Raw genomic sequence first — 14,345 nt, 5'->3', positions numbered from 1 at the left:
GACGATATGAAACGAGTCAACGTCCCCCTTATGCTGGTTACTCTGATCGCCAGCGCTGCCCACGCGGAGAACAACTATTGTCCCAGTTCTCCGCCCACGCCGTTTACCCAGCAGCTCGCGCAGATCGCGGTATCGCGGGCGCTGCCGGTAGGCAGCGATATTCCCGGCACGCAGCGGGTCTTCACCTTTAACGGAAACTGCAAAGGCCGCAGCGGTTGGGCGGATGTCACCCCGGGGCACCCCATTATCGCCTGCTATTACGGCAGCGGCGAAGAAGTCGCGGGTTTTCCGGGGGTCTATGAAACCGGCGTCGAAGGCATCGGTATTGCGCTGCAAAATAGCGCCGGCCAAAGGGTGAGTGGTATCGGCAGCGATTGCGATACGCGCGCGCAGGCGCTGGGGTATATCTCCCGCGACGCCAGCATGACCTTTGGATATACGGTCACACTAACGCTGGTAAAAACGGGGGATACGGCAACGAGCGGCACTCTCGATGTCGCGCAAACCAAATTTGGTATGGGGGTCTATGATACCGGTCTGGGCATCGGCAGCCAGGGGCAGCAAAACTATATCGGCTATGCCGGAGATATTGTTTATAAAGCGGTAAGCTGCACCGTCCCCTCGACGTTAACTGTCAACATGGGTGCTGTTCCGGTGGGCCAATTCTCTGGTCCGGGCAGCACCAGCGGCGAACAGAGTTTGTCAATTCCGGTGCGGTGCGACGATAAGGTCGCCGTGAATACGTCAATAAGCAGTCAAGATTATCTCTCCCCGACGCTCGGCGTAGTGGCCTTAAGCAATGAAATCGGCGTAGCCCAGGGGGTCGGCGTTCAGGTGCTTTATAACGGCTCGCCCGTCCAGTTCGATCGTTTTTTCCCGGTCGGCACCATCCCTGAGGCTGGCGCATCGATAACCCTGCCGCTCACCTTTCGCTATTACCAGAACACGCCGGAGATCCATCCCGGCCACGCCAACGCGGTGGCCACCTTAACGATGATGTACAACTGAGTTTATCCCGCTCTCGTTTCTCACTGCTTACTTAAGGAGTCGATAATGAGAATTATCGCCAGCCCGGCCGTCATAACGTTATTTACGGCGATTTCGTCGTCATTACCCGCTTATGCTGCGGATGTCACTCTTTATATCAACGGCGATATTGTTGCGTCTTCCTGCACCGTCGAAAACAACGGTATTTATAATATCGATCTCGGACAAAATATTCCCAGCCGCCGGCTTAGCGCGGCCAACTCTTACTCCGAGTGGAAAGAATTTTACGTCACGCTGAGCCACTGCCCTGTAGGAACATCAAGCGTTACCGCTCACTTTACAGGCCCTGTCGACGGAGCTGACCCTGATTTATATGCCAACGTGAGCAGCCCGGACAGTTCACGCAATGTCGCGATAGAACTTCAGCGTATAACCGGTTCAATTAATGCAGGCAGCGGAAAATCTATTGCCGTCGACGTCGATAATAACCGTCAGGCCATATTCGATATGCGCGCGCGCATATTTAGCGTCGCAGGGGACGCCACCGCGGGTCATATCAGCGCGATGGTCGTTATGAACTTTACCTATAACTAAAGGGTATCTGGCTCTTATCGAGCCAGATACTCCGGCTTCAGAGGGTAATCGAGCTAAAGCGCGCCGGATTGCTCGCCGTATACAAGACGGTATGCTGGATATTGCGATGGCCGAGATAATCCTGAATCAGGCGTGTATCAACGCCCTCTTCCGCAAGCGCATAACCGCAGGCGTGGCGCAGCATATGCGGGTGTACCGGAACGGCAATGCCGGCCTGCACGCCATAATTTCGCATCATAACGTGAATGTGCTGTCGGGAAAGCGGAGTGCCTTTTCGCGACAGGAACAGCCAGGGAAGATCGGCGTTTAAACAGCTCGTGCGCTTAACCAGCCACTGGCTTAACGCCAGCTGTTCACGGGGCTGAAGAGGATGAATAGTTGAAAAGCCATTTTTTAAACGCCGAATGGCGATCCGCTGGCTGGATAAATCAATATCGCTCACTTTTAAAAAACGTAATTCACTTACGCGCAGTCCGTGAATAAAACACATGAGGAGCATGCAATAATCACGCAGCGAGCCATCCTGCTGCTGCGAAGCATCAATTAATGCCTGCACCTCTTTTTTACTTAAATATTTTCGTTTTTTCATAGCCAACCTGACGGTTTCTTCAATGGAGCCCCTGAGATTTGGCTCCTTTATTGACTCTGCTCATGGCTACTGGCAATCCACTGTCGAGCAATCCTTGATAACTGCAAGTCCTGAACACTGTTAATAGTCATAAACGCTACCGCCCAATAATATCAAATATCAGGAATAGCCCAAATGCCACATCGATAAAATTAAAACCAAATAGATTTAGCTGTTATGTAAATAAGGAGATTTATAAGCTTATGCTATTAATATTTATCTTAAGTCTGATGAGGCGGCAAGTTTTTTTAAGTCTATGTGTAGACTCATTGGGGGTTTATTCGCCCCCTCAGCGTCATCGATAATGTTTTGGCTACAGTTTGCTGTTTTTTGGGAGTTCTCTTTTTTATAAGGAAATCATAAGCATGGAAACAATCCCTCGTGTGCAACATGACACAGATCTGCTCCGAACCATCACCAAACCCATAGACGACATTGATAAACTCATTCGTTGCCTGGCACCCAAATGTAACCAAATGTTAATGGATGGAAGACGAAACATCGGCATAGTAAAAGAAAACCAGCATCAATGCTTGGTTTTGTTCCGTGGCACGATGTCTTTATATCGCAACAACGATGGACTCATCATCAACTCCGAAACGAGTCCATTCATCTTTGGCATGAATAGTCAGCTACGTTATTCTCGGCATATTTACCTGCGCACCCAGGAAACATCTTCTATTGGTCTGATATCAATTAACGAGGCGCATAAGATCATCGCCGAACAGCAATTATGGGAAAATGTCTCACGACTTCTGGAATATTCGTCGGCAAAAGTCTACGCCCACTGCTTTAAGGTTTCTAAACTTTCCTGTTATGAAATTATCGTTCATCAGCTTATAGAATTAAACAATGAACCGGAAGCGATCAAAAATAAAATCACCGCCGCCAATTATATTCTGTCGCGAACCTTTTTGTCGCGCAGTGGGGTCATGAGAACCCTGGCCAAATTAAAACAGCTGGGCGCTATTCAGCTCCATCGAGGGATTCTGGTGACGATGAATCAACTGCCTCCCAGCCTAAAGCTTAGTGAATAACGTCTTTCGCCGAGCGGCCACCGCGATGAAGGCGCCGGCCGCATTCAGCTTGCGTTGACTCCGCCATTGCCGGTGGGCAGCCCCCTGCCCACCGGCAAATGCGAAACGAGGATAATCAGCAGTGACGATCCACGCTAATGTCGCGTAGCGCGGCGGCCATATCCAGCTGGGCCAGCTCTTTCAAGCCTTCTCGCTTGATAAACTGGCTCCGGTGCTTGCTTTTAACCTCTTCCAGGCTTTTCTTTATCTCGTTCGCCGGTAATTTATACCAGCCGCGACGATGCTTCTCACCGCCAATTTCCAGCCAAAGCTCAGAATAGCTGGTTTTTACTCTGTCGCTTTTAACATGGTAATGGCTGTCGATCGCATAGATCTCCTTGATATTGAAATGCGACAAAAAACCGTACAGCAGCGTGATAATTAAGTTCTTAGGTCGGATGCCGTAAAGCTCCTTGGTCAGCGCTTTCACTTCTTCATTATCAATGTCTTTCCCACCCTGGATGCCGCCAATCCAGGCCCGGCCATCTTCGGTGCAGGAAAAACAGATACTGTAGACGCGTTTATCACCCAGGAACATTAATAGCATCAGCTCCCCCTCCTCCTGAAAAGGCGATGCCAGCAGCTTCACATCAATGCAGGTACCGTTTTTCAGCGGAATAGTGATTAGCGAACGACCAAATGCTTTCATATCGTACAGCTGCGGCAACGCCTCGGGAAGAAAGGTTTTCTCTATAAAATTCAAAGCGCCATGAGCAATATTGAGCTTCGCTCTTTTTGACATCTTTTTATTTAAATAGGCCTTAAAGGGTTTATCTTCAAAGTTAACCAGCCCCTCGGTTGCTCCTGTTAGTTTTGCGCAAGCGTAATTTTCACATAACGTCTGATATTCCTTATATTTCCCTCCAATTAAAGATATCTCTCTGCATTTCCGCAATACCTTTTTATAGTTGAGTTTAACGTGACAAATAAATTTATTAGTTTTCCGCCATTCTTTGATAGCGGCTACTGCTGTTGTCGAGACCATTGACCATAATCCATAGATACATCCATAAGCCGGTCAATATTAGCATATTTTATACAAGTCAATGTCTAACCCAGCGCTCGTTGTCGATTCGTTTAATAAATAATTTGATCGCGACTATAATAATCGCCGGCAGGTTATGAAACATGCTTTCAACTATTATTATTAGTAGGATCCCGACCCGCGCTCGCTCACGACAGCACGCAATAATACACCCGCACTTATCGCTATGTGCTACACGGGTTCACACCAGGTGCATCCCTCCGGCGTTTTGCCTATACTTGCTCACGGTCAAAACTGAACTTAAGTGGGTAACGCATGGAAATTGATCTCGATAACCTCGTCTTTAGCGGGCTGGAAGAAGCGCAAGAGCGCAACGCTGAGCGCCTTGAAGAGGCCGATAAAAAAGCGCAGGCCGTTGTTGCCGACGATGACTGCGGCGACGCCTGTAAGATCTAACGACGAAACCGGCTGCCCTGCCGGTTTTTTTTACCTGCCTCTCCCCCAGGGGATGCCCGCGGCCAGCGACATCACCGTGGCAATCAGAAAGATAAAGCCGATCGCGAAACCGGATGGAATAACGCCGGAGGTAATGGAGGCAATATACTGCCCGGTGTTCAGTTCCGCTGAAATATGCCCCATCAGGAAAGCCAGGATCATGATTAAACTAATTTTAACTATGCTGGCTTAGCCGATATAAAGTTCTTTGAAAAGTTCTCAACGTTCAGAATACCGCGCGCGGAACCAGATAAAAGAGATTTGCGTCCTTCAATCACTATTAAAATGTATATCAGACAAGGAAGAAAATTTTGCCTATTTTCACTCTATTCAGGGAAAAAACGAGAAAACTGTTCTCTACACGCCAAAATCAATAATCATTAAGCAATTGATATAAAATAACTTTATTTTAAAGGGTGATGTTAATCACAAAAGGTAGAGGAAAAATCTTCTCCTGCACGCTTCCGCTGGATCTTTTTTTCGTCCTGCCGCTCACAGCCTGAGCCACCGCTGCGAAGAATGAGTTAGAGCTATTTTCTTTAGAATGCTGTATGGTCATACGCTCTTAAATCAGGAAATATCATATGTCAGAACGCAAAGACGCTAAAACTCGCCGTAATTATCTGGTTAAATGCTCCTGCCCTAACTGCTCCCAGGATTCAGAACACAGCTTCAGCCGAGTCCAAAAAGGTGCGCAACTCATTTGTCCCTACTGCCATAAACTCTTTCAGTCCTCATCACGACCCGCTGCATAATTTTCTCTTGCCAGATGCCGATTGCCGCGCGTGGTTGAGCAATAATCAGCCAGCGCCGATCTCTTTTGGCGAAAAAAAGCCCGCCAGCGCGGGTTTTATTTTGATTTGAATAGACTTCCCGCGCGCTTACTGTATAGTCGTGCCGGTTTTCATATTTAAAAGGTATTTCGTTGTTCCAAAAAATGACAGGTATTGTCAAAGCATTTGATAATAAAACAGGCAAAGGCCTGATAATCCCCTCCGATGGTCGCAAAGACGTTCAGGTTCATATTTCCGCATTATCGCCCGGCGAACCCACCACAATCAGCCCGGGAATCCGCGTTGAATTTCGTCGCGTTAACGGACTGCGAGGGCCAACCGCCGCCAATGTCTATCTTTCGTAAACACCGGCTCCAGGCGCTACCGAGCGGATTAAAACATGGCCAGAAAACGCTTCACCGTGCGCGAGCGCTCGTAGCGTCGCCAGGCGATAGCAATATCGGTTTTTAGCGGCGTGCCCGACAAAGGGTGATAGCTGACGTTAGGTAGCGTGATGCAGGTCATGGACTGCGGCACCAGCGCAAACCCGAATCCGGCCTCCACCATGCTTAACGACGATGATATTTGCGATGACTGATACGTTCGTTGCATATCAATACCGGCGCGCAGATAGCTGTTATACACCAGCTCATACAGCCCCGGAGCCACTTCCCGCGGGAAAAGAATCGGCGCCACGTCCGTTAACTGCTCCAGCGTCAGCTCGCTGTGGGACGACAGCGGATGCGAACGCGCCAGCGCAATCACCATCGGCTCCTGGTCGATAATTCGCAGGTTGAACGCTTTACTGCTTTCACAGGGCAGGCGCACAAAAGCGATATCCAGCTCCGCTTCGCCAAGCGCCCCCATCAGCGTCGCCATATTGCCCTCGACCTGATGTAACGTGACTCCCGGGTGACTGTGCTGAAACTGCTGGAGCAGGCTAAAGATCTGCGGATGAAAGGCATCAGAACTGGTAATGCCCAGCGAGAGTCGGCCGTTCAACCCGCGGGCGATCCCCTTGGTCTTTTCCAGCGCCGCGTCGCTTAATGCCAGGATCTGGCAGGCATCCTCATAGAAAGACTCCCCCGCTTCCGTCAGCTCGACGCCGCGGGTTAAACGGCGGAAAAGCGGCGTGCCAATTTCCCGTTCAAGTCTCTGTATTTGCTGGCTTAATGGCGGCTGGGAGATGCCAAGTTCTTTTGCCGCTTTAGTGAAGTGTCGCGCCTCAGCGACGGCGACGAAGTAGCGCAGATAACGAAGTTCCATATCGAAAACGTCTCAAAAAATCATAGATTCTATATTGGAACTGTGAGCTGAATCGCGTCAACATTTATTTAACCTTTCTGATATTCGTTGAACGAGGAAGCGGGTAATGAACCATTCTGCTGAATGCTCTTGCGAAGAGAGCCTGTGTGAAACTCTACGAGGATTTTCCGCGCAACATCCCGATAGCGTCATCTACCAGACTTCTCTGATGAGCGCGCTGTTGAGCGGCGTTTATGAGGGCAATACCACCATCGCCGATTTGCTCACCCACGGCGATTTCGGCCTGGGCACCTTTAATGAACTGGACGGCGAGCTGATCGCGTTTAGCAGCGAGGTTTACCAGCTGCGCGCCGACGGCAGCGCCCGCAAAGCCCGCATGGAGCAGCGTACGCCCTTCGCGGTGATGACCTGGTTTCAGCCGCAGTACCGCAAAACGTTTGATAAACCGGTCAGCCGCGAACAGCTGCACGACATTATCGACCGGCAAATCCCCTCCGATAATCTGTTCTGCGCCCTGCGTATCAACGGCCATTTTCGCCACGCCCATACCCGCACCGTACCGCGCCAGACGCCGCCCTACCGGGCGATGACCGACGTGCTCGACGACCAGCCCGTTTTCCGCTTCAACCAGCGCGAAGGGGTACTGGTGGGGTTTCGCACGCCGCAGCATATGCAGGGCATTAACGTTGCCGGCTACCACGAACACTTCATCACCGATGACCGCCAGGGCGGCGGCCATCTGCTCGATTATCAGCTCGACCACGGCGTGCTGACCTTTGGTGAGATCCACAAATTGATGATTGACCTTCCTGCCGATAGCGCCTTCCTGCAGGCGGATCTGCATCCTGACAATCTTGATGCCGCCATTCGCTCAGTCGAAAACTAAGGAGATTCTCGTGGATAATCAACATCAACCGCGCCAGTGGGCGCACGGCGCCGACCTTATCGTCAGCCAGCTTGAGGCGCAGGGCGTACAACAGGTGTTCGGCATTCCAGGGGCCAAAATCGATAAAGTCTTCGATTCGCTGCTGGACTCCTCCATTCGCATTATTCCGGTACGCCACGAAGCCAACGCCGCGTTTATGGCCGCCGCGGTTGGCCGCATCACCGGGAAAGCGGGCGTCGCGCTGGTCACGTCCGGCCCCGGCTGCTCCAACCTGATTACCGGCATGGCCACCGCAAACAGCGAAGGCGACCCGGTGGTGGCGCTGGGCGGTGCGGTAAAACGCGCCGACAAGGCCAAACAGGTGCACCAGAGTATGGATACGGTGGCGATGTTTAGTCCGGTAACCAAATACTCGGTGGAAGTCACCGCCGCGGAAGCGCTGGCGGAAGTGGTTTCCAACGCGTTTCGCGCCGCCGAGCAGGGACGTCCCGGCAGCGCCTTCGTCAGCCTGCCGCAGGACGTGGTCGACGGGCCGGTCCACGCCAGGGTTCTGCCCGCCAGCGATGCGCCGCAGACCGGTGCGGCGCCGGACGAAGCCATTGAGCGAGTCGCGAAGATGATTGCCGGCGCTAAAAATCCAATATTCCTGCTCGGCCTGATGGCCAGCCAGGCGGAAAACAGCGCGGCGCTGCGTGAATTGCTGAAAAAAAGCCATATCCCGGTTACCAGCACCTATCAGGCCGCCGGCGCGGTGAATCAGGACCACTTTACCCGCTTCGCCGGGCGGGTTGGGCTGTTCAATAACCAGGCGGGGGATCGACTCCTGCATCTCGCCGACCTGGTCATCTGCATCGGCTATAGCCCGGTGGAGTACGAACCGGCCATGTGGAATAACGGCAACGCCACGCTGGTGCATATCGACGTGCTGCCGGCTTACGAAGAGCGCAACTATACCCCGGACATCGAGCTGGTCGGCAATATTGCCGCCACTCTAAACAAACTCTCTCAGCGTATCGACCACCAGCTGGTGCTGTCGCCGCAGGCCGCCGAGATCCTGGTTGACCGCCAGCATCAGCGGGAGCTGCTCGACCGCCGCGGCGCACAGCTGAACCAGTTTGCCCTTCATCCGCTGCGCATCGTTCGCGCCATGCAGGACATCGTCAACAGCGACGTAACGCTGACCGTCGATATGGGGAGCTTTCATATCTGGATCGCCCGCTATCTCTACAGCTTCCGCGCCCGTCAGGTCATGATTTCCAACGGCCAGCAGACCATGGGGGTGGCGCTGCCGTGGGCGATTGGCGCCTGGCTGGTGAACCCGCAGCGCAAAGTGGTTTCGGTTTCCGGCGACGGCGGCTTCCTGCAATCCAGTATGGAGCTGGAGACCGCCGTACGGCTAAAAGCTAACGTCCTGCATATCATCTGGGTCGATAACGGCTACAACATGGTGGCGATTCAGGAAGAGAAAAAATACCAGCGGCTCTCCGGCGTTGAGTTCGGTCCGGTGGACTTTAAAGCCTACGCCGAAGCCTTCGGCGCCAAAGGGTTTGCGGTAGAGAGCGCTGCCGCCCTTGAGCCGACGCTGCGGGCGGCGATGGACGTCGACGGCCCCGCCGTGGTCGCCATCCCCGTTGATTACAGCGACAACCCGCTGCTGATGGGCCAGCTTCATCTCAGTCAAATACTTTGAGTTACTACAGAAGGAATCCAGCAATGAAAAAAGTCGCACTCGTGACCGGCGCGGGCCAGGGCATCGGGAAAGCTATCGCCCTTCGCCTGGTTAAAGATGGTTTTGCCGTGGCTATCGCCGATTACAATGACGCCACCGCACAGGCGGTCGCCGATGAAATTAACCGCGGCGGCGGTCAGGCGCTGGCGGTGAAGGTGGATGTCTCTAAACGCGACCAGGTTTTTGCCGCCGTAGAACAGGCGCGGAAGGGCCTGGGCGGTTTTGACGTGATTGTGAACAACGCCGGGGTGGCCCCCTCCACGCCTATCGAAGAGATTCGCGAGGACGTGATCGATAAAGTCTACAATATCAACGTCAAAGGCGTTATCTGGGGTATCCAGGCCGCGGTAGAGGCGTTTAAAAAAGAGGGCCACGGCGGCAAAATCATCAACGCCTGCTCCCAGGCGGGCCACGTGGGTAACCCGGAACTGGCGGTCTATAGCTCAAGTAAGTTTGCCGTGCGCGGCCTGACGCAAACCGCCGCCCGCGATCTGGCGCATCTGGGAATTACCGTTAACGGCTACTGCCCGGGGATCGTTAAAACCCCAATGTGGGCGGAAATCGACCGTCAGGTTTCCGAAGCGGCGGGTAAACCGCTGGGCTACGGGACCCAGGAGTTCGCCAAACGCATTACCCTTGGACGGCTTTCCGAGCCGGAAGACGTCGCGGCCTGCGTCTCTTATCTCGCCGGTCCGGACTCCAACTATATGACCGGCCAATCGCTGCTGATCGATGGCGGCATGGTATTTAGCTAATAATAAATAAGCTCTGACATGGTTTGCCCCGGCTTCAGCGCCGGGGCTTTTTTATCTCACCCTTTAGGGAAGATCCACAGGTCGCTGACGGGCAAGGCCAGATGGCAGCGCTCGGCATCGCGCAGCGCGCTGCCGTAGGCGCGAATGGCGAAATCATCGCCCTCGGTGCGAAACAGGTACTCCCAGCGGTCGCCGAGATACATACTGGTCAGCAGCGGCAGTGCCAGCATATTCTCCTCAGGCGCTGAGGCGATGCGCAGGCGTTCAACGCGGATCACCGCCGTCGCCTCTTCCCCCACCTTGACCCCCTCCCCGACCATCCCCCACAGCGCCCAGCTGGCGCCCTCAATTCGCGCCCGACCATTATCCAGAGCGGTGACGGTGCCATGCAGCCGGTTATTGCTGCCCATAAACTCGGCGGCAAATAGCGTTCTCGGGCTACCGTACATCTCCTGCGGCGTTCCCTGCTGCTCGATCACCCCGTTATTGAGCAGCAGAATGCGATCGGAAATCGCCATCGCCTCGTTCTGATCGTGCGTGACCATCAGCGCCGACAGCCCCAGCTTGACGATCAGCTCGCGCAAAAAGACCCGCGCCTCTTCCCGCAGCTTGGCGTCAAGGTTCGACAGCGGCTCATCCAGCAGAATTACCGGCGGGTTGTAAACCAGCGCCCGGCCGATGGCCACGCGCTGCTGCTGCCCTCCGGAGAGCTGGTGCGGATGGCGATTGCCAAGATGCCCCAGACCCAGCTGTTCAAGCACGGTCTGCACCCGCTGCTTGATCTCCGCGGCGGCAACCTTACGCAGCTTCAGCGGATACGCCACGTTTTCAAACACCGTTTTATGCGGCCACAGCGCGTAGGACTGAAATACCAGCCCCAGGTTGCGCGCCTCCGCCGGGATTTCGCTACGCGGGTTGCCGTCATAAACGCGGGTTTTACCAATGGTGATAATGCCGCTGGTCGGCTTCTCCAGCCCGGCGACCGCCCGCAGCAGCGTGGTTTTTCCGCTGCCCGATGGCCCGAGCAGCGAGACCACCTCACCCCGCTTCAGTTCCATTGACACGCCCTTGAGCACCGGATTATCACCGTAGGTCAGATGCAGGTTTTCTACCGATACTTCAATCATGTAATTTCACTCCAAAGCGCAGGGCGATACCCAGGCCCACGACCACCAGCAGAATATTAATAAAGGAGAGCGCGGCAACGATATCGATAGCCCCCGCCGCCCACAGCGACACCAGCATCGAACCGATGGTTTCGGTGCCCGGAGAGAGCAGATAAACCCCGGTGGAATATTCGCGCTCGAAGATAAGAAACATCAGCAGCCAGGAGCCGATTAAGCCGTAGCGCGACAGCGGAACCGTGACGTGGCGGGTGATCTGCCCGCGCGATGCGCCGGTACTGCGTGCGGCCTCCTCCAGCTCCGGCGCTACCTGCAGCAGCGTCGAGGAGATGAGCCGCAGCCCGTAAGCCATCCATACGACGGTATAGGCCAGCCAGACGCTAAAAATGGTGTTACGCAGCGCGCGCAGCTGAACGATCAGATGTTCACGCAGCCAGTCTGCCACCGGCAGCGCCGAGAGCCAGCCGTTTTTCAGCGACTGATCGAGCCACATCGGCAGAAACAGAAATACCCACAGAAACGCCAGCCCGGCCAGCAGCCCGGGCACCGCGCGCGGCACCAGCACGCTATAGTCCAGAAAGCGCGTGACGTTATCCGGTTTGCGGTGCATCGCGATGCCCACGAACAGATAGCAGACCACCGCCAGCGCGCCGCCAATCACCCCAATCGCCATAGAGTTAACGATGGCGCGTAGCAGATTCGGCTGCTGCCAGATGTTACGGAACGTCGCCAGCGAGAGTTCATCCCACAGCGAAACGCCCACACCCCAGTTTGAAATAAAGGCCCGCAGCGCCACGCCGATCAGCGGCACCCCAATGGTGACCGTCAGCCATGCCACCACCACAACCCCGGCGACCCAGCGCCACTTCCCCAGCGGCAGCGCGCGGGCCTGGGACGCTTTTCCCTTCATGGTGACAAAGCGGTTGGCGGTACGCATCAGGCGGCGCTGGAGCATCACCAGCGGAACGGTGATGCAGATCAGGACTACCGCCACCGCCGCCATCAGGTGATAAGAAGGCGTACCGAGCTTGTTGGTGAGCTTATAGAGATAGGTCGCCAGCACCATGTTGCCTTCCGGATCGCCCAGCACCAGCATCAGGCCAAATACCTCCAGGCCGAGGAAAAACAGCAGTACGCAGGCGTAGAGTATCGACGGTCGCACCATCGGCAGGCTCACCGAAGTCATCACCTGCAGCGGCGATGCGCCCACCGTCCGCGCGGCCTCCTCGACATCCGATCCGACGCTGCGCAGCGCGGAAGAGATATAGAGATAGGCATGCGGAACGTGCGTCAGCCCGGCAATTACCACGATGCTGAACATCGAGTAAATATTCCACGGCACGAAGCCGATCAGCTGCTCGGCCCACTGCGAAAAGAAGCCCACCGGCCCGGCCGCCACCACGTAACCAAAGCCCAGTACCATCGGCGAAACGAAAATCGGTACCAGAATCAGCGGCTCGATAAACCGCCGCCCGGGTAAATCGGTACGTACCATTAAAAAGGCGAGGATCCCGCCGAGGGGGATGGCAATCGCCACCAGACCAAACGCCAGAATAAACCCGGACTTGAGCGCCAGATAAAAATCCGGGTCGCTAAAGATGAAGGCGAAGGCTTCGAGGCTGAACGATTTCGTGCGGGCAAAAAAAGGCGCCGAGAGAAAGCTCTGCACCACGATAAATAACAGCGGGACATAAATCGCCAGCGCCGTCATCACGACGACGATACCGCGCGGCAAACCCTGCCATTTTCGACGTAAGACATTCATAAGCGATCCCTTTAAACCTGGCGGGCGTTAAGCGGGCTGCGCATCCTGAAATGATGCGCAGCGCCGGAGGGTTATTTCGCCGCGGCGGTGCGCCACTGTTTGATAAACTCCAGTCGTTGTTTCGGCTCAAGATACGCCAGCAGCGTTTCATCGACCGGAATAGGCTTCAGCGCGCTACCGAGCATTTTGGTCATACCGTCGATATCATTTTTACCTTCGATATCATTGCGCAGGGAGGGAATATCGGCCTGGTTCGCCAGGATGCTTTGTCCCTTTTCCGACAGCACGTAATCAAACCACAGCTTCGCGGCATTAAGGTGCTCGGCTTCTGCGGTAATAAAAGAGACCCGCGAGAGCACCAGTACATAATCTTTCGGATAGGAGATGCCGAGCGAAGGATCGTTTTTGGCCCGCGCCTCCGCGTAGGATCCGAGAATATTGTAGCCAATCAGGTTTTCCCCGGAGGAGACGCGCTCCATCATCGTACCGGTGGACGATTGCACGGTCAGGCCGCCTTTCGCTATGCCCGCCAGATCGTCAAAGTAGCTGGCATCGGCTTTGCTGTCCTGTACCGCCAGCATAAAACCCAGACCCGATTTTTCAATGTCATAAGTCGTGACCTTACCTTTGAATTTATCGGCCTGGCCGGCGATCAGCTTCGCCAGCGCGGTATGCGAATCCGGTACTTCGCCCTGAGGGATCAGCCGCTTATTGTAGATAAAGACCACCGGCTCGTAGGTCGTGCCGTAGGCTTTCTGTTGCCAGACCGCCCATTTTGGCAGCTTATCCCGCTCCGGCGAGGCGTACTCTTCGGCGTAATCGGTGGCGAGCTTCAGCGCCGTATCCATGGAAGAGCTCCAGACCACGTCGCCGCTGCCGCCGCCCGCCGCCTGTTCGCTGATATAGCGGTTGTACAATTCGGTGCTGTTCATATCGTTATATTCAACTTTAATGCCGGGATATTGCGCTTCAAACCCTTTAATTAACGGGCCTGCGGCCTTGGTATCGGTCGTTGAATAGATAACCACTTTGCCTTCTTTAATCCCGGCATCCACCACCTTTTGATAATCCGCCGGATAGCCCTGAGGAACTGCGGCAAGGACCTGTCCGGAGATAGCTGCCGTCAGTGAAATCACTAACCCACTAATTTTCATATACATAAAGTCAACCTTTAGATATCAATTATTAAACTTAAATTTAACATATAGCGGGACGCCAGAGCCTTGCAACGCCGGGGTTTGTTTTTTTACGGCTTTTGTGACGCTGGCGTAATTTAAAGGAA

General features: G+C 54.4%; 16 protein-coding genes and 1 pseudogene. 9 read left to right on the top strand and 8 right to left on the bottom strand.

The features are described from left to right. Positions 1-6: 6 nt before the first annotated feature. Together ABLU67_RS12485 and ABLU67_RS12480 are read left to right on the top strand one after the other, a co-directional pair. On the top strand, positions 7-1,008 hold the full coding sequence (locus tag ABLU67_RS12485; protein ID WP_348852317.1) for a fimbrial protein: 1,002 nt from the start codon (positions 7-9) through the stop codon (positions 1,006-1,008). A gap of 45 nt (positions 1,009-1,053) precedes the next feature. Further along, entirely contained in the window at positions 1,054-1,581 is a 528-nt protein-coding gene (locus tag ABLU67_RS12480) for a fimbrial protein (RefSeq protein WP_025105874.1), read from the top strand. A gap of 37 nt (positions 1,582-1,618) precedes the next feature. Here the strand turns inward: ABLU67_RS12480 and ABLU67_RS12475 are convergent, their stop codons facing one another. Continuing rightward, positions 1,619-2,170, bottom strand: coding sequence for a tyrosine-type DNA invertase (locus ABLU67_RS12475; RefSeq protein WP_014838689.1), 552 nt, complete (start codon positions 2,168-2,170; stop codon positions 1,619-1,621). A 404-nt stretch (positions 2,171-2,574) separates the two neighbouring features. On the opposite strand from ABLU67_RS12475, the gene ABLU67_RS12470 reads away from it, so the two are divergent. After that, positions 2,575-3,246 carry a helix-turn-helix domain-containing protein gene (locus tag ABLU67_RS12470; protein ID WP_025105875.1) on the top strand — a complete coding sequence of 224 codons (672 nt, stop codon included), beginning with the start codon at positions 2,575-2,577 and terminating at the stop codon, positions 3,244-3,246. Positions 3,247-3,361: 115 nt separating this feature from the next. Here ABLU67_RS12470 and ABLU67_RS12465 read toward each other — a convergent pair whose 3' ends face one another. Continuing rightward, the gene (locus ABLU67_RS12465) at positions 3,362-4,270 is read right to left on the bottom strand and encodes a DUF535 family protein (RefSeq protein WP_025105876.1); all 909 of its coding nucleotides are present in this window, start codon (positions 4,268-4,270) and stop codon (positions 3,362-3,364) included. A gap of 315 nt (positions 4,271-4,585) precedes the next feature. Here ABLU67_RS12465 and ABLU67_RS12460 point away from each other — a divergent pair, with 315 nt between their 5' ends. Next, complete coding sequence (locus tag ABLU67_RS12460; RefSeq protein ID WP_004851627.1) at positions 4,586-4,726, top strand: hypothetical protein; 141 nt, start codon at positions 4,586-4,588, stop codon at positions 4,724-4,726. Positions 4,727-4,786: 60 nt separating this feature from the next. Here the strand turns inward: ABLU67_RS12460 and ABLU67_RS12455 are convergent. After that, positions 4,787-4,984 (bottom strand): annotated as a pseudogene (locus ABLU67_RS12455) (sodium:proton antiporter); the annotation flags it as partial. A gap of 365 nt (positions 4,985-5,349) precedes the next feature. Here ABLU67_RS12455 and ABLU67_RS12450 point away from each other — a divergent pair. After that, complete coding sequence (locus ABLU67_RS12450; protein ID WP_213220741.1) at positions 5,350-5,520, top strand: YnfU family zinc-binding protein; 171 nt, start codon at positions 5,350-5,352, stop codon at positions 5,518-5,520. On the opposite strand, the gene ABLU67_RS12445 is transcribed toward ABLU67_RS12450, so the two are convergent. Beyond that, on the bottom strand, positions 5,465-5,743 hold the full coding sequence (locus tag ABLU67_RS12445) for a hypothetical protein (protein ID WP_162097154.1): 279 nt from the start codon (positions 5,741-5,743) through the stop codon (positions 5,465-5,467). The genes ABLU67_RS12450 and ABLU67_RS12445 overlap by 56 nt on opposite strands. On the opposite strand from ABLU67_RS12445, the gene cspF reads away from it, so the two are divergent. Further along, entirely contained in the window at positions 5,691-5,903 is a 213-nt protein-coding gene (gene cspF, locus ABLU67_RS12440) for a cold shock-like protein CspF (protein ID WP_004136705.1), read from the top strand. The two genes, ABLU67_RS12445 and cspF, sit on opposite strands and share 53 nt — an antisense overlap. Positions 5,904-5,931: 28 nt before the next feature. On the opposite strand, the gene ABLU67_RS12435 is transcribed toward cspF, so the two are convergent. Continuing rightward, the gene (locus tag ABLU67_RS12435; RefSeq protein WP_014229640.1) at positions 5,932-6,804 is read right to left on the bottom strand and encodes a LysR family transcriptional regulator; all 873 of its coding nucleotides are present in this window, start codon (positions 6,802-6,804) and stop codon (positions 5,932-5,934) included. Between the two features lie 106 nt (positions 6,805-6,910). Here ABLU67_RS12435 and budA point away from each other — a divergent pair, with 106 nt between their 5' ends. Genes budA through ABLU67_RS12420 form a run of 3 tightly spaced genes read left to right on the top strand, consistent with a single transcriptional unit; the run spans position 6,911 to position 10,174 of the window. After that, on the top strand, positions 6,911-7,690 hold the full coding sequence (gene budA / locus ABLU67_RS12430) for an acetolactate decarboxylase (protein ID WP_004851637.1): 780 nt from the start codon (positions 6,911-6,913) through the stop codon (positions 7,688-7,690). Between the two features lie 10 nt (positions 7,691-7,700). Continuing rightward, a complete protein-coding gene (gene alsS / locus ABLU67_RS12425; protein WP_014838692.1) occupies positions 7,701-9,380 on the top strand; it encodes an acetolactate synthase AlsS in 1,680 nt (559 codons plus the stop codon). Positions 9,381-9,403: 23 nt separating this feature from the next. Then, the gene (locus ABLU67_RS12420) at positions 9,404-10,174 is read left to right on the top strand and encodes a (S)-acetoin forming diacetyl reductase (protein WP_014838693.1); all 771 of its coding nucleotides are present in this window, start codon (positions 9,404-9,406) and stop codon (positions 10,172-10,174) included. Between the two features lie 56 nt (positions 10,175-10,230). Here ABLU67_RS12420 and ABLU67_RS12415 read toward each other — a convergent pair whose 3' ends face one another. From ABLU67_RS12415 to ABLU67_RS12405, 3 genes are all read right to left on the bottom strand, one after another. Further along, positions 10,231-11,301, bottom strand: coding sequence for an ABC transporter ATP-binding protein (locus ABLU67_RS12415; RefSeq protein ID WP_348852316.1), 1,071 nt, complete (start codon positions 11,299-11,301; stop codon positions 10,231-10,233). Then, the gene (locus tag ABLU67_RS12410) at positions 11,294-13,063 is read right to left on the bottom strand and encodes an iron ABC transporter permease (protein WP_014229644.1); all 1,770 of its coding nucleotides are present in this window, start codon (positions 13,061-13,063) and stop codon (positions 11,294-11,296) included. The genes ABLU67_RS12415 and ABLU67_RS12410 overlap by 8 nt, the downstream gene beginning before the upstream one ends. A 71-nt stretch (positions 13,064-13,134) precedes the next feature. Further along, complete coding sequence (locus tag ABLU67_RS12405; protein WP_004851647.1) at positions 13,135-14,223, bottom strand: ABC transporter substrate-binding protein; 1,089 nt, start codon at positions 14,221-14,223, stop codon at positions 13,135-13,137. Between the last annotated feature and the right edge of the window lie 122 nt (positions 14,224-14,345).

The sequence above is a fragment of the Klebsiella sp. GN_Kp190 genome, from assembly GCF_040061795.1.
Classification (GTDB): Bacteria; Pseudomonadota; Gammaproteobacteria; order Enterobacterales; family Enterobacteriaceae; genus Klebsiella; species Klebsiella michiganensis.
This window is presented reverse-complemented; position numbering and strand designations above follow the sequence as displayed.

What these genes read in the sequence shown, in the direction of transcription:
- ABLU67_RS12420 (WP_014838693.1), top strand. Translation starts at nt 9,404, where the DNA reads ATGAAAAAAGTCGCACTCGTGACCGGCGCGGGCCAGGGCATCGGGAAA.
- ABLU67_RS12475 (WP_014838689.1), bottom strand. Translation starts at nt 2,170, where the DNA reads ATGAAAAAACGAAAATATTTAAGTAAAAAAGAGGTGCAGGCATTAATT.
- ABLU67_RS12460 (WP_004851627.1), top strand. Translation starts at nt 4,586, where the DNA reads ATGGAAATTGATCTCGATAACCTCGTCTTTAGCGGGCTGGAAGAAGCG.
- ABLU67_RS12450 (WP_213220741.1), top strand. Translation starts at nt 5,350, where the DNA reads ATGTCAGAACGCAAAGACGCTAAAACTCGCCGTAATTATCTGGTTAAA.
- ABLU67_RS12435 (WP_014229640.1), bottom strand. Translation starts at nt 6,804, where the DNA reads ATGGAACTTCGTTATCTGCGCTACTTCGTCGCCGTCGCTGAGGCGCGA.
- ABLU67_RS12470 (WP_025105875.1), top strand. Translation starts at nt 2,575, where the DNA reads ATGGAAACAATCCCTCGTGTGCAACATGACACAGATCTGCTCCGAACC.
- ABLU67_RS12485 (WP_348852317.1), top strand. Translation starts at nt 7, where the DNA reads ATGAAACGAGTCAACGTCCCCCTTATGCTGGTTACTCTGATCGCCAGC.
- ABLU67_RS12415 (WP_348852316.1), bottom strand. Translation starts at nt 11,301, where the DNA reads ATGATTGAAGTATCGGTAGAAAACCTGCATCTGACCTACGGTGATAAT.
- ABLU67_RS12480 (WP_025105874.1), top strand. Translation starts at nt 1,054, where the DNA reads ATGAGAATTATCGCCAGCCCGGCCGTCATAACGTTATTTACGGCGATT.
- budA (WP_004851637.1), top strand. Translation starts at nt 6,911, where the DNA reads ATGAACCATTCTGCTGAATGCTCTTGCGAAGAGAGCCTGTGTGAAACT.
- ABLU67_RS12405 (WP_004851647.1), bottom strand. Translation starts at nt 14,223, where the DNA reads ATGTATATGAAAATTAGTGGGTTAGTGATTTCACTGACGGCAGCTATC.
- ABLU67_RS12410 (WP_014229644.1), bottom strand. Translation starts at nt 13,063, where the DNA reads ATGAATGTCTTACGTCGAAAATGGCAGGGTTTGCCGCGCGGTATCGTC.
- ABLU67_RS12465 (WP_025105876.1), bottom strand. Translation starts at nt 4,270, where the DNA reads ATGGTCTCGACAACAGCAGTAGCCGCTATCAAAGAATGGCGGAAAACT.